Annotated in this window: 15 protein-coding genes and 2 pseudogenes; 7 read left to right on the top strand and 10 right to left on the bottom strand. The window is 70.3% G+C overall.

All coding sequences use genetic code 11. The features are described from left to right. Positions 1-9: 9 nt before the first annotated feature. From JWP54_RS14125 to JWP54_RS14115, 3 genes are all read right to left on the bottom strand, one after another. Positions 10-1,023 carry a DDE-type integrase/transposase/recombinase gene (locus JWP54_RS14125; protein WP_297373151.1) on the bottom strand — a complete coding sequence of 338 codons (1,014 nt, stop codon included), beginning with the start codon at positions 1,021-1,023 and terminating at the stop codon, positions 10-12. Next, a complete protein-coding gene (locus tag JWP54_RS14120; protein ID WP_297373149.1) occupies positions 1,020-1,472 on the bottom strand; it encodes a hypothetical protein in 453 nt (150 codons plus the stop codon). The genes JWP54_RS14125 and JWP54_RS14120 overlap by 4 nt, the downstream gene beginning before the upstream one ends. A gap of 114 nt (positions 1,473-1,586) precedes the next feature. Continuing rightward, a complete protein-coding gene (locus tag JWP54_RS14115; RefSeq protein WP_367274232.1) occupies positions 1,587-1,829 on the bottom strand; it encodes a VOC family protein in 243 nt (80 codons plus the stop codon). Positions 1,830-2,408: 579 nt separating this feature from the next. Here JWP54_RS14115 and JWP54_RS14110 point away from each other — a divergent pair. The 3 genes and pseudogenes from JWP54_RS14110 to JWP54_RS14100 all read left to right on the top strand — a co-directional run. After that, a pseudogene (locus JWP54_RS14110) lies at positions 2,409-3,302 on the top strand (acyltransferase family protein); the annotation flags it as partial. A 159-nt stretch (positions 3,303-3,461) separates the two neighbouring features. Continuing rightward, the gene (locus JWP54_RS14105; protein ID WP_297373157.1) at positions 3,462-4,430 is read left to right on the top strand and encodes an SGNH hydrolase domain-containing protein; all 969 of its coding nucleotides are present in this window, start codon (positions 3,462-3,464) and stop codon (positions 4,428-4,430) included. Between the two features lie 99 nt (positions 4,431-4,529). Beyond that, positions 4,530-5,525: an acetylxylan esterase gene (locus tag JWP54_RS14100; protein WP_297373147.1), complete on the top strand. Its 996-nt coding sequence runs from the start codon at positions 4,530-4,532 to the stop codon at positions 5,523-5,525. An 83-nt stretch (positions 5,526-5,608) separates the two neighbouring features. On the opposite strand, the gene JWP54_RS14095 is transcribed toward JWP54_RS14100, so the two are convergent. Beyond that, positions 5,609-6,616 carry a LacI family DNA-binding transcriptional regulator gene (locus JWP54_RS14095; RefSeq protein ID WP_297373145.1) on the bottom strand — a complete coding sequence of 336 codons (1,008 nt, stop codon included), beginning with the start codon at positions 6,614-6,616 and terminating at the stop codon, positions 5,609-5,611. Between the two features lie 336 nt (positions 6,617-6,952). Here JWP54_RS14095 and JWP54_RS14090 point away from each other — a divergent pair, with 336 nt between their 5' ends. Both JWP54_RS14090 and JWP54_RS14085 read left to right on the top strand, forming a co-directional pair. Further along, a complete protein-coding gene (locus tag JWP54_RS14090) occupies positions 6,953-9,472 on the top strand; it encodes a glycoside hydrolase family 2 protein (protein ID WP_297373143.1) in 2,520 nt (839 codons plus the stop codon). Continuing rightward, a complete protein-coding gene (locus JWP54_RS14085) occupies positions 9,469-10,416 on the top strand; it encodes an N-acetylglucosamine kinase (protein WP_297373141.1) in 948 nt (315 codons plus the stop codon). The genes JWP54_RS14090 and JWP54_RS14085 overlap by 4 nt, the downstream gene beginning before the upstream one ends. Before the next feature lie 32 nt (positions 10,417-10,448). On the opposite strand, the gene sufU is transcribed toward JWP54_RS14085, so the two are convergent. Both sufU and JWP54_RS14075 read right to left on the bottom strand, forming a co-directional pair. Then, complete coding sequence (gene sufU, locus JWP54_RS14080) at positions 10,449-10,946, bottom strand: Fe-S cluster assembly sulfur transfer protein SufU (protein WP_297373139.1); 498 nt, start codon at positions 10,944-10,946, stop codon at positions 10,449-10,451. Beyond that, on the bottom strand, positions 10,943-12,274 hold the full coding sequence (locus JWP54_RS14075) for a SufS family cysteine desulfurase (protein ID WP_297373137.1): 1,332 nt from the start codon (positions 12,272-12,274) through the stop codon (positions 10,943-10,945). The genes sufU and JWP54_RS14075 overlap by 4 nt, the downstream gene beginning before the upstream one ends. 144 nt (positions 12,275-12,418) lie before the next feature. On the opposite strand from JWP54_RS14075, the gene JWP54_RS14070 reads away from it, so the two are divergent. Both JWP54_RS14070 and JWP54_RS14065 read left to right on the top strand, forming a co-directional pair. Further along, positions 12,419-13,651 carry a ThiF family adenylyltransferase gene (locus JWP54_RS14070; RefSeq protein ID WP_297373135.1) on the top strand — a complete coding sequence of 411 codons (1,233 nt, stop codon included), beginning with the start codon at positions 12,419-12,421 and terminating at the stop codon, positions 13,649-13,651. A 149-nt stretch (positions 13,652-13,800) separates the two neighbouring features. After that, positions 13,801-15,687: an alkyl sulfatase dimerization domain-containing protein gene (locus tag JWP54_RS14065; RefSeq protein WP_297373133.1), complete on the top strand. Its 1,887-nt coding sequence runs from the start codon at positions 13,801-13,803 to the stop codon at positions 15,685-15,687. Positions 15,688-15,697: 10 nt separating this feature from the next. Here the strand turns inward: JWP54_RS14065 and JWP54_RS14060 are convergent, their stop codons facing one another. The 4 genes and pseudogenes from JWP54_RS14060 to JWP54_RS14045 form a co-directional block, all read right to left on the bottom strand. Then, complete coding sequence (locus JWP54_RS14060; protein ID WP_297373155.1) at positions 15,698-15,937, bottom strand: MoaD/ThiS family protein; 240 nt, start codon at positions 15,935-15,937, stop codon at positions 15,698-15,700. Between the two features lie 91 nt (positions 15,938-16,028). Further along, a complete protein-coding gene (locus tag JWP54_RS14055; protein WP_297373131.1) occupies positions 16,029-16,613 on the bottom strand; it encodes a dihydrofolate reductase family protein in 585 nt (194 codons plus the stop codon). 492 nt (positions 16,614-17,105) lie between these two features. Then, a pseudogene (locus JWP54_RS14050) lies at positions 17,106-17,891 on the bottom strand (sulfate/molybdate ABC transporter ATP-binding protein); the annotation flags it as partial. 125 nt (positions 17,892-18,016) lie between these two features. Then, positions 18,017-18,766: an ABC transporter permease gene (locus tag JWP54_RS14045; protein WP_297373153.1), complete on the bottom strand. Its 750-nt coding sequence runs from the start codon at positions 18,764-18,766 to the stop codon at positions 18,017-18,019. Positions 18,767-18,820: the final 54 nt, after the last annotated feature.

Raw genomic sequence — 18,820 nt, 5'->3', positions numbered from 1 at the left:
CGGAAGTTGTCAACCTGTCTGAGACAGCAGGCGGGTGTTGATTCCGGTTTTTAGTGGGTGTTGTGGTGCGGTCGGGCGCCGTCTGAAGCGTTCGGGGTGCTCGGCCCAGTACTGGTCGAGACGGTCTTGGCGGTGCTGGCGGATCTGGTCGGCAGTGCCGTCGTGAACGGATGCTGGGGTGTGCCGGCCGAGTCCGCCGTGGCGGTGCTCGGTGGCGTAGCCGTGGAGGAAGTCCTGCGTCCATTGGCGGGCGTGGTCGATACTGTCGAACCGGTCGGGGCAGGCTGGGTCATATTTGATGGTTTTGAACAATGACTCGGAGAACGGGTTATCGTCGCTGACGCGGGGCCGGGAGTAGGACATCAGAGCGCCGGTCTTGGTGAGGGTGTCGACGAGTTCGCCGGCGCGCATCACGGCTCCATTGTCGGAGTGGAGGATTTTCGGGGCGCCGTGGGTGCTGATCGCGTCGGTGAATAACGTCTTGGCGCGCTCTTTGGACTCGGTGTAGTCGATGCACCACGCGACCGGGTAGCGAGAGAACACATCGATAGCCAGATACAAGAAATACCGGTCCAACCGGGTCGGGCCGCGTAGCTCAGTGATGTCCCAGGACCACAGGTCACCGACCGCATGTGTCGCGGCGGCGGGTGTGCGCGAGGAACTGAAGCCGTGTGACCGGGTTCGGCGTTGGTCGCCCACGAGGCGCTCCGCTTTCGCGATCCGGTAGAACGTGCGCTGGGAACAGAGCACTTCACCGGCGTCGAAAGCACGCCAGTACGTTTGCACGACGGACTTGTCCGCGTATTTCTCGTCGGTGAGGACGTCGATTACCGCGGCTCGTTCGTCAGTGTCGAGCGCCGCGGGCTGCGTGCGATCGGCTTGCTGCAGTGGCTGGGGCACGGGCGTGTAGTGCCGGTAGCCCCGGCTGCGCCGGTAGTACGTTGACCGGGCCAACCCCACGGTCCGGCAGCTGCCAATAACAGGAACACCGATGCCTTCCAGGGCGGCCACCGTCTCAGTCAAGAGAGCCTGTGTTGCTTCAACCACTGGGCGTACTCGTCGGCGCTCATCAACATCGGCGGGATCTCCGGAGGGTTGTCCGAGCTCGTGGTGATCCCTTCCAAGAGCTCGAATGCTTTTCCCAAAATCTGCTGCGCCGCTTCGGACTGCGCGACTTTCTTCTTCAACGCCTCGTTCTCGCGCAGTAGCCGGGCCAGTTCGGCGCGGTCTCGGTTCTCCATTCGGTGCGACGACCTTTCTGCTCTGGCGACCATTGATGCCGTCAAGTCTCCACTGGCACGAGCAGCCAACCAACGTTTCACCGTGCTGGCCGCCAGCGCATGCTCCCGCAGCAACCGCACTTTCGCGCCTCGCTGAACGCCAGCGTCCCACTTCCGCAGGAACTCCAGCCGGTACTCCACCGGGAACGCTCGCCGCCCCGACTGTGTCAGGCCAATAGTTGGGTCACTCATAATTCGCTCCATTCCCCGCACTGGAAACCAGAGGTGTCTCACGACCATCCTGGCAACCAACGCACACCGGGCGCAATTGTCCGAACGGGCCACAGTTGTGCCGCCAGGTTGGGGTCAGGATGGCCGGGCGGCGAGGACGCAGAACTCGTTGCCCTCGGGGTCCGCGAGGACTACCCACGGCACGTCGTGCTGGCCGGCATCGGCACGCGTGGCTCCCATCCTGAGCAGGCGCTCCACCTCGGCGGCCTGGTCGTCCGGCACGAAGTCGAGATGCAGGCGGTTCTTGCCGCTCTTCTCCTCGGGCACGACGCCGAACAACAGCGTCGGATGCGCACCCTCCGCGGGCGCAATTTCCACCTCGTCGGCACTCTCCCCCACGACGACCTAGCTCAGCGCGTCCCGCCACCACAGACCCAGAACCTTCGGGTCGCGACAGTCGACGACGACCTCTTCCCACACCAATGACATGCCCACACCGTACCCGGTCACCGTCGCCTCGCGGTCTAGACTCAGCAGGGATTCATAGCTGGGGGACGAGTGGCACCACAGATCGGCGCAACACCGGACTCCGGTGCACCCGACGGACCGGTGGGGCTCCCCACCCGCCCTGCGCCGCCTCGACCCGCGGCCTCCAGACCCGGCTCGTCCCAAACAGGGTCGTCCCGGCCCGGCTCGTCCCAACCAGGAACGTCCCGGCCCGGCGCATCCCGGCCCGGCGCGGTCCGGACCGTCACGACCCGCACGACCGTCTCCCCGGGCAAGCCGCCGACAGCTGTGGCCGCGACGCCTCCCGTGGAACCTCCGTCCACACGAGTACCGCCCGCACGGCGCCCGCCGTCCGTGCGTCGTCGGGACATCCAGGGGCTGCGTGCCTTTGCCGTGCTGGCCGTCATCGGCAACCACGTGATTCCCTGACCCACCGGTGGCTTCGCCGGCGTCGACATCTTCTTCGTCGTCTCGGGGTTCCTCATCACCGGGATCCTGCTCCGGGAGCACGAGACCACCGGCCGGATCTCGCTGCGGTCCTTCTACGCGAACCGGGTCCGGCGCATCCTGCCGTCCGCCGTCGTCGTCCTGCTCGCCACCTGCGCCCTCGCCTGGGCCCTGTTCAACCAGACCAGGGCCCTCACCACACTGTGGGATGCCCTCGCGTCGCTCCTGTTCGTGGCCAACTGGCGGTTCGCCGCGGTCGGCACGGACGACTTCGACGCCACGGCGGCGGCGTCCGCGGTGCAGCATTTCTGGTCGCTCGCCGTCGAGGAGCAGTTCTACCTGTTCTGGCCGGCGCTGCCGATCCTGGTGCTACTCGCCGCCAGAGGCTCACGCTCGCCCGGACACGGGCGGCGGGCGGTCGCCGCGGTGGTCTGCGTGGTCGTCGTGGCGTCGTTCGGCTATGCCCTCTGGACCGGGGCCACGCAGCCGGCACTCGCCTACTTCTCCACCCTGTCCCGGGCCTGGGAGCTCGGCGTGGGTGCGTTGCTCGCCGTCGTGGCGCCGCTTCTGGGCCGCATCCCGCGTCCCGCGCGCCTCTTGCTCGCCTGGACTGGGCTGGCCGGCATCGTCGGCTCCTTCGTCCTGCTGACGCCGGACCTGCCCTTCCCCGGACCCTGGGCGGCCGTGCCCGTTCTGGCCACGGCGTTCGTGATCATCGGCGGCACCGAGGCGCCGGCGCAGCACCTGCTCCCGCTGACGAACCGGGTCAGCGTCTACCTCGGTGACATCTCGTACTCGCTGTACCTCTGGCACTTCCCGGTCTACATCTTCCTGACCCTGCTGATGCCCGAGCAGACCCTGTCGTCGACGCTGCTGATCTGTGGCGCGATCGCGGCCGTATCTGTCGTGGGGTACTACCTCGTTGAGCAACCCCTGCACCGCTCTCCGTTGCTGCGCGGCCGCGGGCAGGCCGCAACCGGTGCCAGCACCGATCCCACCGCCGAGCGGCGGCTGTCCTGGCGGTCCTGGCGCGAGCGATTCAGCACCCAGTTCCTGATGTCGGCGCTCGGCGCCTTCGTGGTCGTGGTGGTCGTCGCCGTCTCTTTCCAACTCCGGGACCGGCCGCTCCTCCCCGTCGCAGCGCCCGTGTCCGACGCGCCCGTGTCCGACGCGCCAACGGACGAGGACCCCGAGGTCCAGCTGCAGGCCGACCTGGCCGCCGCCGCCGCCGCAACCGCCTGGCCGGACGACCTCGATCCTTCCCTCAACGACGCCATCGCCGCATCGTCGAACGACAACCCGGCCCGCGACTGCTTCACCGTGGGCGACACGCCCTCGTTCGAGCGCTGTACGTGGGGGGATTCCGACGCGTCCCACCAGATGTTCCTCGTCGGCGACTCCGAGGCGCTCTCCTATGCCCCGGCGTTCAAGGCGATCGCCGAGGCGAGCGACGGCCAGTGGAAGATCACCACGGCGGGCCTCTACGGCTGCCGGTACACCGCTGCGTTGGTCGCCAACGAGGATCCGGCCGTGATGGCTGCCTGCCCGCAGCGGAAACTCGACGTGGCCGCCCAGATCGTTCAGGCCGCACCAGAGGTCGTGGTCGTGGCCAACGCCTTCGCCGAGGGCCAGGAGTCCGATCGCACCCCGTTGTCGGTGGCGGACATCGTCGCGTCGACGGTCGCGGAAACGGCCGGCTACGGCGCACCGGGCCGGATCGTCTATCTGGCGCCACCCCCGCTCGGAGCGGAACTCGGCCAGTGCTACTCGAACGTGTCGAGCCCGCAGAACTGCAACGTGGGCATCGGTGCGACCTGGCAGGCCTTCGCCGCCGCCCTGTCGGCGGTGACCGCCACCGGCGACCACGTCATCAGCTCGCTCGCCTTCAGCTGCGCGGACGGGATCTGCCCTGCCTTCGCCGGCACCGTTCCCACCACGTACGACCCGGTGCATCTGACGCCGGCATACGCGGAACGCATCGCCCCCGCCATCCGCGCCGAGCTGGCCGCCCTCGGGCTGATGTAGCCGACCTGCCCGGGTAAGGACGGCCGAGTGCGGGCGCGCCGCTAGAGTCGGTAGTGGCGCCGGCGTCGGCGCCGCGTACCTCCCCGCGAAAGGCCACACGTGCCCCGGTTAGACCTGCCCCTTCCCGAATTGCGCCAGTACCGCCCCGATGTCGCCGAGCCGGCCGACTTCGACGCCTTCTGGCAGCGGACCCTCGCCGAGGCCCGGCAATTCCCGGCCGCCCCGGTGCTCACCAGGGTGGAGTCGTCGCTGAGCGAGGTGGAGGTCTACGACGTCACGATCAACGGATTCGGCGGTGACCCGGTCAAGGCCTGGTTCCTGCTGCCCGCCGACCGGGCAGGGACGCTGCCGGAGCGGCTTCCCACCGTGGTCGAGTACAACGGGTACGGCGGCGGTCGCGGCCTGCCGCACGAGCACCTGGGCTGGGCGGCCAGCGGTTACGCCCACCTCTTCATGGACACCCGCGGGCAGGGCAGCGGCTGGGGCTCCGGCGGTGACACCGCAGACCCGCACGGCAGTGCACCGGCGGGTTCCGGCTTCATGACCCGCGGCATCCTCTCGCCCGACGACTACTACTACCGGCGCGTCTACACCGACGCGGTGCGCGCGATCGACGCCGTGCGCACCCTGGACCGGGTCGACCCCGGGCGGGTGACGGTGTGCGGCGCCAGCCAGGGCGGCGGCCTCGCCATCGCGGCCGCCGGGCTCTCGGACGGCCTGGTCGCGGTGATGCCGGAGGTGCCCTTCCTCTGCCACTTCGAACGCGCCGTCGGCATGACCGGCGCCGACCCGTACCAGGAGGTCGTGCGCTACCTGTCAGTGCACCGCGAGCAGGTCGAACCGGCCTTCACCACCCTGTCGTACTTCGACGGCGTCAACTTCGCCAAGCGCACCAACGCACCCGCGCTGTTCTCGGTGGCGCTGCTCGACCCGATCTGTCCGCCGTCCACCGTGTTCGCGGCGCACAATCACTGGGCAGCGGATGCCGAGATCGAGGTGTACCCGTTCAACGAGCACGAGGGCGGCCAGGGCCACCATTTCGTGCGCCAGGCTGCCTGGCTGGCGCGGCAGCTCGCCGGGCAGCCGGTCGGTTAGCGCGCAACAGTTGCCGATGCGGACAATTGTGCCCGGTGTGCCGGGCGCAATTGTCCGAACGGGGAACAGTCAGCGGGGACACGTCAGCGCGGCGGCGGGATCTCGCCGGAACCGCGCCGGATGAGCCGGGTGGGGATCTCCACCTGCTTCGTGAACGCATCCGGCTCGGCCAGGTGGCCGAGTGCCAGGCGCGCGGCCGTGCGGCCGAGCTCGATCGGGTCGTACGCCACCACCGAGATGCCCAGCGCGTCGGCGAGCTCGAAGTCGTCGAAGCCGATGAACGCCACCGGCGGGTCTTGGTCGCGCAGCACCCGCACGGCGCCGGCGCTACCCCGGTTGTTGCCCGCCACGATCGCGGTGGGCGGGTCGGGCAGCGCGAGGAGGCTCTGCACGGCCTGCTCGGCCGAGACGGCCGGGTCGTCGTCGAGGCGCTCCCAGTGCCCGGTGTGGGTCACCCCCACCTCGCGCAGGGCCTCGCGATAGCCGGCCAGGCGTTCCCGCTGGGTGTAGATGCCGGACGGGTTGCTGATGAAGCCGATCTTGCGGTGGCCGATCGCGGTGAGCGAGCGCACGGCCTCGGCCATCCCCAGCCGGTTCTGCAGCACCACGGAGTCGGCGATGAGGTTGCGGGCCGGCCGGTCCACGCTCACCACCGGGGTGCCCAGCTGGCGTTCACCGTCGAGGTAGGACTGGTCCTCGGCGATCGGGATCAACAGCAACGCCCGCACCCGTTGCGACAGGAGCGCGTCCACCACCCGTTCCTCGCTGTCGGGTGAGTCGTCCGTGGAGGCGAGCACCATCGTGAGGCCGTGCAGGGCGAGTTCGCGTTCGATGCCGGCCGCCACCGTGAAGTAGAACGGGTTGGTAAGGTCGCCGATCACGAACGCCACGGTGTTCGTCACACCGCCGCGGCGCAGGTTCCGAGCCAGGTTGTTCGGGCGGAAGCGCAGCCGCTTGGCCGAACCGAGCACCCGTTCCCGCGTGTCGACCGATACGTTGCCGGCATCGGCGAAGACCCGGGACACGGTTTTGGAACTCACGCCGGCGAGCCTGGCGACGTCGGCCAGGGTCGCCCGGGATTGTGTGGTCATGGAACTCCTCGACGGCGCTGCGGCCGCGGGAGCGGCACAATGACAACGTAAGACATTTTCGAGACATTGGCAACCCACACGCCCGCTTAGCCGCTGCGACTTGGCTGGTCAACCGCTAGTTTCGGAAGGCTGACCGGCGCCGGACAAACTCGGACAACGCTGACATTTCCCGTTTGCGGATGCGGGAAAGCCGGGCCTAGCATAAGGGTGAACATCGTGCGGGGCGGCTGTTGCGGCCCCGATCCAAACCTTCATCAGCACCACCGGAATATCCGTTGGCGAGACGTAGCCGTCTGGCCGGACCGGATTGCCGGTGCAAACAATGTCAGGACTGCCATGTCTGAAACCGCCTCCATCGACACCCGCCCGGCCACCGCCACCCTAACCTCCCGCGTCCTCGCGGACTGGAGCGTCACCGCGCTGGAGGGCCCGGTACCGCCCACGGTCCAGCGCATCACCGTGCCGGCAACGGTGCCGGGCTCCGTGCACACCGACCTGCTCAGCGCCGGCCTCATCCCGGACCCGTACCTGGACGGCAACGAAAAGCTGCTCTCCTGGATCGGGCTGACCGACTGGCGCTACAGCAGCACCTTCGTCTGGAACCCGGCCGGTGCCGACCGGGTCGAGCTGGCCTTCGGGGGCCTGGACACCGTTGCCGAGATCGACCTGAACGGGGTGCGCATCGGCGCCACGCGCAACATGCACCGCAGCTACACCTTCGATGTGACCTCCCGCCTCAAGGCCGGCCTCAACGAGCTCGTGGTGGTGTTCCGCTCCCCCGTGCGCGAGGCGGATGCCGCCAGCCTGAGCCTCGGCTACCGCCCCCACGTCAACCACCACCCGTTCAACGCGCTCCGCAAGATGGCCTGCAGCTTCGGCTGGGACTGGGGCATCGACACCACCACCTCCGGCCTCTGGAAGCCCGTGACCCTGCTGAGCTGGTCGACCGCGCGGCTCGGCACCGTGCGCCCGGTCGCCACCGTCGGCGCAGGCACCGGCACGACACCCGGCAGCACCGGTCTGGTCGAGGTGCACGTCGATGTGGCCCGGGCAACGGATGCGCCGCTGCAGCTCACCGCATCCGTCGCCGGAGTCAGCAGCACGGTCGAGCTCGCCGCAGGGGCCACGACCGCCACCGTGAGCCTGACCGTGCCCGACGTGGACCTGTGGTGGCCCATCGGCTACGGCGAGCACCCGCTCTACGACCTCGAGGTCACCCTGCACGACGGCGGCACCGAGCTGGACCGCTCCACCACCCGCATCGGCTTCCGAACCGTGGAACTGGACACCACCCCGGACGCCGCCGGCACCCCGTTCACCATCGTCGTCAACGGCACCCCGGTCTTCGTGCGCGGCGCCAACTGGATTCCCGACGACGCCTTCCTGCACCGCGTCACCAAGGACCGATACAGTGACCGGCTCGACCAGGCCGCGTTCGCGAACATCAACCTGATCCGGGTCTGGGGCGGCGGCATCTTCGAAACCGAGGACTTCTACGACCTCTGCGATGAGCGGGGGCTGCTCACCTGGCAGGACTTCCTGCTGGCCTGCGCCGCCTACGCCGAGGAAGACCCGCTGGCCGGCGAGATCGTCGCCGAGGCGAGGGAGAACGTGGCCCGGCTCGCCGCGCATCCGTCCCTGGTGGTGCTCAACGGCAACAACGAGAACATCTGGGGCCACGAAGAGTGGAACTGGAAGCTGCGCCTGGACGGCAAGACCTGGGGCGCCGGGTACTACTACGAGACCTTCCCGGCCATCGTCGCCGAGCTCGCCCCGCACATCGGCTACACCCCGGGCAGCCCGTTCTCGCCCGGCGAGGGCGGCGCGCTGCGGACCGACCGCTACCCGAACGACCCCGAGCACGGCACCATGCACATCTGGGACCTCTGGAACCAGCGCGACTATCCCGCCTACCGCGAGTACCAACCACGCTTCGTGGCCGAGTTCGGCTGGCAGGGGCCGCCCACCTGGTCGACCCTCACCGAGTCGATCCACGACGCCCCGCTGACGCCGGAGTCCCCCGGCATGCTCGTGCACCAGAAGGCCGCGGAGGGCAACGTCAAGCTCACCGACGGCTTGATCCCACACCTGCCGCTGCCCGACGACATCGACGACTGGCACTGGGCCATGTCGCTCAACCAGGCCACCGCCATCAGCACCGCGGTCGAGCACTTCCGTTCGCTCAGCCCGCACTGCATGGGCAGCATCGTCTGGCAGCTCAACGACTGCTGGCCGGTCACCTCCTGGGCCGCCGTGGACGGCTACGGCCGGCCGAAGCCGCTGCTCTACGCTATCAAGCACGCCTACGCCGACCGGCTGGTCACCATCCAGCCGCACGACGACGGCCTGGCCGTCATTGCCGTGAACGACGCCGCCGAAGCCTGGGCGGGCCAACTCACCGTGCGCCGGTACGACCTCTCAGGCGAGGTCCTGGCCGAGCACGTTGAGCAGGTTCGCCTCGCCGCCCGCGACACCGTCACGGTCGCGCTGCCGGCGGTTCTGGCCGACACGACGGATGCGGCCGGCGAGCTGCTGCGCGCCGAGCTGGCCGGGGTGCGCGCCCACTGGTTCTTCACCGAGCCCCGCGATTCCAGCCTGACCGTCGGGAACCCCCAGCTGCACGTCGAACGCACCGAGTCCGGCTACACGGTGCGCGTCACCGTCGACACCCTTACCCGCGACCTGGCGCTGCTGGTGGACAAGGTCGACCCCGACGCGCTCGTGGACGACATGCTCGTCACCCTGCTGCCGGGCGAGAGTACAGTCTTCACCGTGACTTCCGTGCTCGACGTCGACCCCGCCGCCTTCTCGGGTGCGGGCGTGTTGCGCAGCACGAACCAACTGGTGCGGCCGTGACCCCACCCTCGTCGACGCGCGCCACCCCCCGCTCGCTCACGATCGACGCCGGGCAAACCGGCATCCGGGCGCTCCTGCACACCGAGACCGGGGAATCGGTGCCGTTCGAGTTCGGTGGCATCCGCACCGACAGCGCGCTGGTGCCGCAGCTCGGTGCGGTCGTGGCCCGGGTCGCGGCGTCGACGCGGCAGAGGATCGCCACCGTCAGCGCCGGCATCTCGGGATTCTCCAAGGACGAGACCGACCCCGACGAACTACTGGCTCTCGGGGCGCCGCACGGGGTCAAAGAGGTGTTCCTGGCGCACGACTCCGTCACCAGCTACCTGGGTGCGCTGGGTGATGAGCTCGGCGTGGTCGTGGCGTCGGGAACCGGCGTGGTCACCCTGGCCGTGGGAGCCACAGCGGTGGCGCGCATCGACGGCTGGGGCAACCTGCTCGGCGACGCGGGCAGCGCGTACTGGATCGGCCGGGCGGCCCTGGACGCCGTGATGCGCGCGTACGACGGCCGGGGGCCGGCGACAAAGCTGAGCGAGCCCATGCTGGTGGAGTTCCCCGACCTCGACATGGCGTACCTCGACCTGCAGGCCGACCCGCTGCGGGTGAGCCGCATCGCCGCGTACTCCCGCCGGGTCACCGAACTGGCCGGCACGGATGCGGTGGCCGCCGCCATCTGCGACGGTGCGGCGGCCGAGCTGGTCCTGTCGGCCGCGACGGGACTGCGCCGGGTGGGCCAGGCCGATCGGGGCTCCCCGGTGATCTGCGGGATCGGCGGGGTGCTGCGGGCCCCGGAGATCGCCGCGCGCTTCGAACGGGGACTGCGCGAGATCTGGCCGGCGGTGGACATCCGCCCGGCTGTCGCCAACGCCCTCGATGGTGCGGAGCACCTGCCCCACCTGCCCGCCACCAGTGCCCTACGCGACCGGATCGCCGTCTCCCAGGCCTGACCCTGGGCGGGCTTGGGGGGTCAGGTACCGGGTCAGCGCAGCTGGAGCAGGGCGGCCTCGAAGGCGACCCAGGGCAGCATTGCGCACTTGACCCGGGCCGGGTACTTGGACACGCCGGCGAACGCGGCGGCGTCGCCGAGCACCTCTTCGTCGGGTTCGATGGTGCCGCGGGAGCGCAGCATCTCCCGGAACAGGTCGAGCATGGCCTCGGACTCGGCCACGCTGGTGCCGCGCACGGTGTCGTTCAGCACCGAGGCCGACGCCATCGAGATGGAGCAGCCGGCGCCGCACCAGGCGAACTCGTCGACCTGGGCATCCGCTCCGGTGCCGGTCAGGCCCACGCGAACGGTGACCTCGTCACCGCAGGTGGTGTTCACCTGGTGCGACTGGGCCAGCCGCACACCGTCGACCGTGGCGGTCGTGGCCGCGTCGGCGGAAATTGCCGGCAGTTCGGCAACGGCGCCGTGTGCGGACTTGGCGTGGTCGAGGATGATCTGCTGGTACAGCTGTTGCATGGCGGAGGAGGTCATCGGGCGACTCCGAAGAACGGGGCGACCTCGGCGAGCACGGCCAGGAACTGGTCGACCTCGTCGTCGGTCGTGTACAGGTAGGTGCTGGCGCGGGTGGACGCGGTGACGCCGAGCTTCTTGTGCAGCGGCTGGGCGCAGTGGTGCCCGACGCGCACGGCGATGCCGGCTTCGTCGAGGAACTGGCCCACGTCGTGCGCGTGCACGCCGGCCACATCCACCGCGGCCAGGCCGATCCGCTCCACGCCGACGCCGGGACCGAGCAGGCGCACTCCCGGGATGGCGCTGACGCCCTCGACGAGTCGGCTGCCGAGTTCGGCTTCGCGGGCGCGGATGCGGCCCATCCCGGTGTGGCTGAGGTAGTCGACCGCGCTCGCCAGGGCGATGGCCTGGGAGATCCGCTGGGTGCCGGCCTCGAAGCGCTGCGGCGGGGCGAGGAACTCGGCCTTCTCCATGTCCACGGTGGTGATCATCGACCCGCCGGTGAGGAACGGCGGCATGTCGGCCAGCAGGTCGGCCTTGCCGTAGAGCACGCCGATGCCGGTGGGGCCGAGCATCTTGTGCCCGGAGAACACGGCGAAGTCGACATCGAGCGCGGCGAGGTCGAGGGCCAGGTGCGGTGCCGACTGGCAGGCGTCCAGGAACACGAGCGCGTCGACGGCGTGCGCCAGGGCCACCAGGTCGTCGATGGGGTTGATGGTGCCCACCACGTTGGAGGCGTGGGTCACGGCCAGCAGCCGGGTGCGCGGATTGAGGATGTCCGCTGCGGCGGTGAGGTCGAGGGTGCCGTCCGGCAGGACCGGGATGAAGCGCAGCGTGGCGCCGGTGCGGAGGGCCAACTGCTGCCACGGAATGAGGTTGGAGTGGTGCTCCATCTCCGTGACGACGATCTCGTCGCCGGCGCTCAGCCTGAACCGGGCGGATGCCGCGTCGCCGAGCCCGAGGGAGGCGTTGGAGAACGAGTACGCCACCAGGTTCACACCTTCGGTGGCGTTGGAGGTCCAGACGATCTCGTTCTCCCGCGCACCGACGAACGCCGCGACGGTGGCGCGGGCGGCCTCGAACACCTCGGTGGCGGCGAACGCCAGGGTGTGCGCGCCGCGGTGCACGGCGGCGTTCCGCTGCTCGTAGTACTCCTGCTCGGCTTCCATCACGCTGATCGGGTTCTGCGACGTCGCGCCGGAGTCGAGGTAGGCCAGCGGATGCCCGTTGACCAGCTGGTGCAGCACCGGGAAGTCGTTGCGGATGCGGAGCACCTCGTCGGTGCTCAAGGTCTGCTCGAGTGCCGTCGAGTCACGTGCGGTGGCGGGGTGTGGGGCGACAAACGTCATACTTCAGGGTACCGCCACCGGCTGGGCCGCGGCAGTGGATGAGGGCAGGATGACGACGGCGGGATGACGGCAGGGGGTGGCGGTAGGCGGCGGGCTGCCCTTTCCGCCGGCAGGCCTAGGCTGGATGCAGCAGAAAGGGCCGCCATGCCGCATGATCCCCTCGTGTCCCCCGGGCCGCCGCTCACACCGGCCGAACGCCAGCGCTACGCCCGCCAGATCTCGCTGACCCAGGTCGGCGACCTCGGCCAGCGGCGCCTGGCGGCCGCCCGGGTGTTGATGGTCGGCGCGGGCGGGCTGGGATCCCCCGTGCTTACGGCGCTGGCCGCCGCCGGCGTGGGCACCATCGGCATCGTCGATTCCGACAGCGTCGAGGTCTCCAACCTGCACCGGCAGACGATCTACACCATGGCCGACCTGAGCACGCCGAAGGCCGACGCCGCCGCCGCCGCACTGCGGGAGCGCAACCCGCTCATCGAGGTGGTGGCCCACCAGCTACGCCTGACCGCGGACACCGTCGACGCGCTGGTCGCCGGCTACGACATCATCGTGGACGGCACCGACAACTTCGCCGCCCGCCACCTGGCTCACGACGCCGCGGCGCTGCAACACAAGCCGTATGTCTGGGGTTCGGTGCTGCGCTTCGACGGCCTGGTCACCACGTTCTGGGTCGACGCCCCCGGTGGCGGCACCTGCCTGGCCGACCTCTTTCCGAGCACTCCCGGCGCCGACGAGGCCGAGACCTGCGCCATGGCCGGAGTGCTCGGCTCGGTGTGCGCCACCGTGGGCGCGATGATGGCCTCGGAGACCCTCAAGCTGATCGTGGGGTTCGGCGAACCCCTGTTCGGCCGGCTGCTGGTGCACGACGGCCTCGACGCGTCCTGGCGCGAGGTGCCCTACGGCGCCGCGTCGGCGGCGGATGCCTCGGCCGGCCCTGCTGCTGCCGGCGCGACCGCCGCCGGTGCCCGTGCCATTCCAGCGCCGCCCGCGCCAGAACCGGCGCCCGAGCGCCCCGACGGCCACCGGGACGCCACCGTGGCCGCGCCGAACGAGGTCAGTCCGGCCGAACTTGCGGCGCTTCTCGCCGACCGCCGGGCGGGCACGGCCGATTTCGTGCTCGTCGACATCCGGGAGCCCTGGGAACGTGACCTCGTGGCGATCGACGGGTCGGCGCTGGTGCCGATGGCGCAGCTGCTCACCGACCAGGCCCGCGCTGTGTTGGAGCCCGGCGACCGGGTCATCCTGTATTGCCACCACGGCGTCCGCTCCGAGTACGCCCGCGATGTGCTGCGCGACCACGGCTGGCCGGACGTCACCCACCTGGCCGGCGGCGTCGACGACTGGGTGCGCCGCATCGAACCGGGCAAGCCGCGGTATTGACCTGACCGCGCGCTGACCAGACCGCACCCGAACCGGCGGGCTGCCGATCCGCACCGGCGGATGCCGAGGGGTGGTTGCCGGGTGTCCGGCCGGTTATGGTGTGCCCAACGGGCGCCATTGGGCCTCCCGGCAACCCAGAGGGGGTCATCATGGTCGATGGCACGCGCGAAGGCGGTTCACGGAGCGGCAGCACACGGAGCGGCAGCACGAGCGGCAGCACGAGCGGACAGGGTGTCCGGGGAACACCCGGCAACCGCTCCGGCGGGCGTCCGGACGCCGTCGACCGGGGCTTCCTGGGCACCATCGACCCGATGGTCATCCACGCCGATGACGGCCGGGTGGTCTGGGAGATGGACTCTCTCGCGTTCCTGGCGGCCGACGGCTCGGAGAACGTGGACGACAGCCTGTGGCGGCAGAGCGCGCTGACGGCCAGGCACGGCCTGTACGAGGTGACGACGGGCATCTACCAGGTGCGCGGCTTCGACCTGTCCAATCTGACCCTCGTCGAGGGCGACACCGGCGTCATCGTCGTCGACCCCCTCATCTCCGCCGAGACCGCTGCCGCTGCGCTGGCGCTGTACCGCCGGCACCGCGGCGACCGCCCGGTGACCGGCCTGATCTACACGCACGCGCATGTCGACCACTTCGGCGGTGTGCTCGGGGTGGTCGAGCCGGACAGCGGTATCCCGGTCGTGGCTCCCGAGCACTTCCTCGACAACGCCGTGTCGGAGAACGTGTATGCCGGAACGGCCATGTTCCGGCGCGGTTACTACTACGACGGCCATCCGCTCGCCCGCAGCGCCACCGGCCGGGTCGGCATCGGGCTCGGCGCCGGCGCCTCGACCGGCACCGTCGGGCTGGTCGCGCCCACCCTCACCATCACCCGAACCGGGCAGGAGGAAGTGCTGGACGGGGTCCGGATCATTTTCCAGCTCACCCCGGGCACCGAGTGCCCGTCGGAGATGAATCTGTACTTCCCCCGCCAGCGTGCGCTCTGCCTGGCCGAGAACGCCACCCACACCATGCACAACCTGCTGACCCTGCGGGGCGCCCAGGTGCGCGACCCGCGGATGTGGTCACGCTACCTCGGCGAGGCGATGGAGCTGTTCGGCCACCGGTCGGATGTGGAATTCGCGTCGCACCACTGGCCCACCTGGGGCACAGCGGCGATTCTCACCTTCATGACCGAGCAGCGCGACCTGTACGCCTACCTGCACGACCAGACGGTGCGGCTGATGAACCAGGGCCTGATCGGCAGCGAGATCGCGGAGAACTTCGAGGTGCCGCCCAAACTCGCCGCCCGCTGGCATGCCCGCGGCTACTACGGGTCGGTGAGCCACAACGTGAAGGCGATCTACCAACGCTACCTGGGCTGGTACGACGGCAACCCCGCCCACCTCTGGCAGCATCCCCCGGCCGCGGCCGCCACCCGGTACGTCGACGTGATGGGCGGGGTCGCGGCCGCACTCGAGCACGCGCGGCGCTACCTCGACACCGGTGACCTGCGTTTCGCGGTGGAGCTTGCCAGCCATGCGGTGTTCGCCGATCCCGGCGACCCGGCGGCCAGGGAACTCCTGGCGACGGGACTGGAACGGCTGGGCCTTGGCGCCGAGAATGCCACCTGGCGCAACGCCTACCTCACCGGCGCCACCGAGCTTCGGTACGGTGTCGGGCGCACGGATGTGTCCGCCGCCGGCCTGCTCTCGGTCCTCACCGTGACCCAGCTCTTCGACACCCTCGCCATCCGCGTGGTGGGCCCGCGGGCCTGGAACGAGGATTTCGCCATCAACTGGGTGATCACGGACACGCGGGACCTCTACCGGCTCGAGTTGAGCCATGGGGCGCTGATCCACTACCCGGTGAAGACGCCGCGCGCGGCCGACCTCAGCGTGCGGATCAGCCGGGCACGGCTGGTTCAGGGTGTGGAGACCGGGTCGTTCAGTGGCGTGGACATGACCGGCGATGCGAGCGTGCTGGCCAGGCTGTTCGCGCTCCTGGAGCAGCCGGATCCCGATTTCCCGGTCGTCACGCCCTGACGGGCGTGGCTCAGCCGCCGGCGAACGGGGGCAGAACGTCCAGGAGGTCGCCGTCGCCGAGCACTCTGGCCCGATCGGTCGTGGCGGTGCCGTTGACGATGAACGAGCACCGGGCGAAGACGGCGGGCGAGGTGCTGCCCAGGTCGTCCAGGAAGCCTCCGATGGTGGCCCCGTCCGGCAACTCGCGGGTTTCCTCGGCCACACCGGTGGCCGCCTTGGCGGCGGCGAAATAGCGGACCTGCACCTGCATCGTCACTGCTCTCCCTGTCGAGCCTGGCGCGTTGCGCCCGGTCCAGCCAGCTTACGACGCACCGACGGGCATCGGTGCGGCAGGCGACGAGTCACCATTCCGGCGCGGCACGCAGGGCGTAGTGCAACTCCACGAGACCGCCGTCAAAGCCCCGCGTCCCCCGCAGGTCGAGCACCGTGGCAGGAGACTCCGGCGGGAAGACCCCGATTCCGGCGCCGATGACGACGGGCAGGACCACGAGCCGCACCTCATCCACTTCACCGGCCGCGAAGAAGACCCGGCTCAGAGCCAGGCTGCCCCAGAGCACGACGAGACCCTCGTTCTCCGCCTTGATCCGGCGGATCGCCTCGACGGCGTCACCGGACTCCACGGTCGCCGCTGGCAGGTCTCCCCAAGGCGCGTGGCTGAGCGTGAGGGAGAACACGTGCCGGCGCAGCCCGTTCAGCGGTTCGGCGATGATCTCGCCGGCCGCCGCCGGGGTCGGCCAGTAGCCGACGAAGATGCGGTAGGTATTGGCCCCCAGGACCATGGCGTCCACGCCCGCCAGCCACTCCACCTGACTGCGGTCGAACTCAGCGGTGCCGCCCTCGAGCAATTCGTAGGCCGTGAATTCATTGTCGAGGTTCGCCGCGAACCCGTCGGCGGTGACGAATTGCTGCACCACGAGATGACCCATGACAGCCCCTTCCGTGTGACCGACCCTGCCGGGCCCGCCGGTTCCTCCGAGGCACGATACGCCCGGGCACACCGCGCTTCAAGGTAGCGACGGAGCCCAACCGTGAGTCGCGCCACAGTGCCCCATGCGCTGCCCTGAAGGGACAGTTTGAGCGATCTCGTGGGAGCCACCCACGCTGACTTGTGGCGATGGCCCCTTTGGAGGCGCGGAAGGGGCACCTTGCGGCATCTCGGGGACTGGTTCCACGGGACCGCTCCACACGAAATGACACTTCGCGCCCCCTCTCAGGGCCGCAAGGGGCCCCAACTGGCAACTCCCGGGATCGGCTCCACGCGAGATGACAGTTCGCGCCCCCTCCCGGGCCGCAGCGGGCGTCAACTGGCAACTCGTGGGACGGTGACTCCATGGAGTAGTCACCCGAGGTCCGCGCGAACCGCCGCCGCTCGCTCCGATGCGCCCAACGCGCCTACGATCTCACCCGTATCACCGCCCGAGGTCGAGCCCGAAGGTGAGCGCCCGCGTGAATTCCGTTCGCGGCCGAGCGAAGACCTCCCTCGTTCGCCCCTGTTCCACGATCCGACCGCTCTCCAACACCACCACCCGATCGGCCAGCGCCAGCGCGTCGAGCGGGTCGTGGGTGACCAGCAGCACCGTGCGCTCCCGCAGCACCCGGTGCAGGAGCATCCGCTGGGCCGGAACGGCGGCGACGTCGAGCGCCGTCATCGGCTCGTCGAGCAGCAACAACGACGGATGCGCGGCCAGCGCCCGCGCCACCGCCACCCGTTGCGCCTGCCCGCCGGAGAGTTCGGCGGGACGACGGCCGGCGAGGTCGGCGACCTCGGCCTGGGCGAGCCAGTCGTCGGCGATGACCCGGGAGGCCGCGCGACCGGCGCCGGCGCTACGCGGCCCGAAGGCGACGTTGTCGCGCACCGAGAGGTGCGGGAACAGCAGCGGTTCCTGGGCGAGGAGGGCCGTGCCGCGGGCGTGCGGCGGCAGCCAGGTGCGGCGCCGGATCTCCCTTTCCGAGCCGGTGGAGGCGGTGCCCGGTCCGGCCGTATCGGCGGGGCCGGCGCCGGGGGCGACACCCGCATCCACGTCGAACAGCACCCGGCCGGCCAGCGTCGCTCGGCCGCGGTCGGGGCGGAGCAGCCCCGCGATGACCTGCACCACGGTGGACTTGCCGGCGCCGTTGGAGCCCAGCAATGCCACGGTCTCCCCGGCAGCCACCTCGAAGTGCACGTCGAGGTCGCGCTGGCCGAGTACGGCGGAAAAGACCAGGCCGCTGTCGCTCGATCCGGCCTGGCCGGACGAGCCGTGTCGGGCGGGCGGGGGTCCGGCCGGCAGGTGTCCGGCCGGCAGGTGTCCGGCCGGCATTCTTCCGGTCTGGCCGGGATCCGTCCCGCTCACCGCAGCGCCGCCGGCCGGTGGGTACCCACCATCACGATGACCGCCACGGCCACCAGGACCAGCGCCAGTGCGACGGCGGCATCCGGGTCGGTCTCCCGCTGCAGGTAGATCTCCAGCGGCAGGGTACGGGTGACGCCCTCCAGACTGCCGGCGAAGGTGAGCGTCGCGCCGAATTCACCCAGCGCCCTCGCGAAGGCCAGGACGGCACCGGACAGCAGACCGGGCAGCACGAGCGGCACGGTCACCCGGCGGAATACAGTGCCGGGCCGGGCCCCGAGCGTCGCGGCGACGGCCTCGAACCGGGCGCCGGAGGCCCGCAGGGTGGCTTCCACACTGAGCACCAGGAAGGGCAGCGCCACGAACGTCTGCGCGAGCACGACGGCCGTGGTGCTGAAGGCGATCTGGATGCCGAGTACCCCGAAGGTCTCACCGAGCAGGCCGCGCCGACCGAAGGTGGCCAGCAGCGCCAGCCCGCCCACCACGGGCGGCAGCACCAGGGGCAGCAGGACCAGTGCACGTACCACCCGCTGGCCGGGAAACCGGGTGCGCGCCAGGACCAGGGCCATGGGCACGCCGAGCAGCACGCAGAGCGCGGTGCTCGCCACCGCGGTGCGCAGGCTCAGGCCGAGCGCGGCCAGCGCCGACGGCGAGGTGACCAGCGCGGGCAGCTGGGCCCACTCCACCGTGGCCGCCATGCCGGCGAGGGGCAGCAGCAGGAGTAGGGCACCGAGGGCGGCCAGGACCATGATCCAGCGCGGCACGCCGAGCAGGGTCGACGCCGACGCATCGGCTCGGTTCAC

The organism is Cryobacterium sp. (assembly GCF_025463825.1).
Lineage (GTDB): Bacteria > Actinomycetota > Actinomycetes > Actinomycetales > Microbacteriaceae > Cryobacterium.
Note: the sequence above shows the minus strand (reverse complement) of the source record. Positions and strands in the feature narration are given on the sequence as shown.

Coding starts and splice junctions, on each gene's coding strand:
- sufU (WP_297373139.1), bottom strand. CDS start 10,946: ATGACCTCCTCCGCCATGCAACAGCTGTACCAGCAGATCATCCTCGAC.
- JWP54_RS14090 (WP_297373143.1), top strand. CDS start 6,953: ATGTCTGAAACCGCCTCCATCGACACCCGCCCGGCCACCGCCACCCTA.
- JWP54_RS14060 (WP_297373155.1), bottom strand. CDS start 15,937: ATGCAGGTGCAGGTCCGCTATTTCGCCGCCGCCAAGGCGGCCACCGGT.
- JWP54_RS14065 (WP_297373133.1), top strand. CDS start 13,801: ATGGTCGATGGCACGCGCGAAGGCGGTTCACGGAGCGGCAGCACACGG.
- JWP54_RS14095 (WP_297373145.1), bottom strand. CDS start 6,616: ATGACCACACAATCCCGGGCGACCCTGGCCGACGTCGCCAGGCTCGCC.
- JWP54_RS14045 (WP_297373153.1), bottom strand. CDS start 18,766: ATGGTCCTGGCCGCCCTCGGTGCCCTACTCCTGCTGCTGCCCCTCGCC.
- JWP54_RS14070 (WP_297373135.1), top strand. CDS start 12,419: ATGCCGCATGATCCCCTCGTGTCCCCCGGGCCGCCGCTCACACCGGCC.
- JWP54_RS14105 (WP_297373157.1), top strand. CDS start 3,462: ATGTCGGCGCTCGGCGCCTTCGTGGTCGTGGTGGTCGTCGCCGTCTCT.
- JWP54_RS14120 (WP_297373149.1), bottom strand. CDS start 1,472: ATGAGTGACCCAACTATTGGCCTGACACAGTCGGGGCGGCGAGCGTTC.
- JWP54_RS14055 (WP_297373131.1), bottom strand. CDS start 16,613: ATGGGTCATCTCGTGGTGCAGCAATTCGTCACCGCCGACGGGTTCGCG.
- JWP54_RS14075 (WP_297373137.1), bottom strand. CDS start 12,274: ATGACGTTTGTCGCCCCACACCCCGCCACCGCACGTGACTCGACGGCA.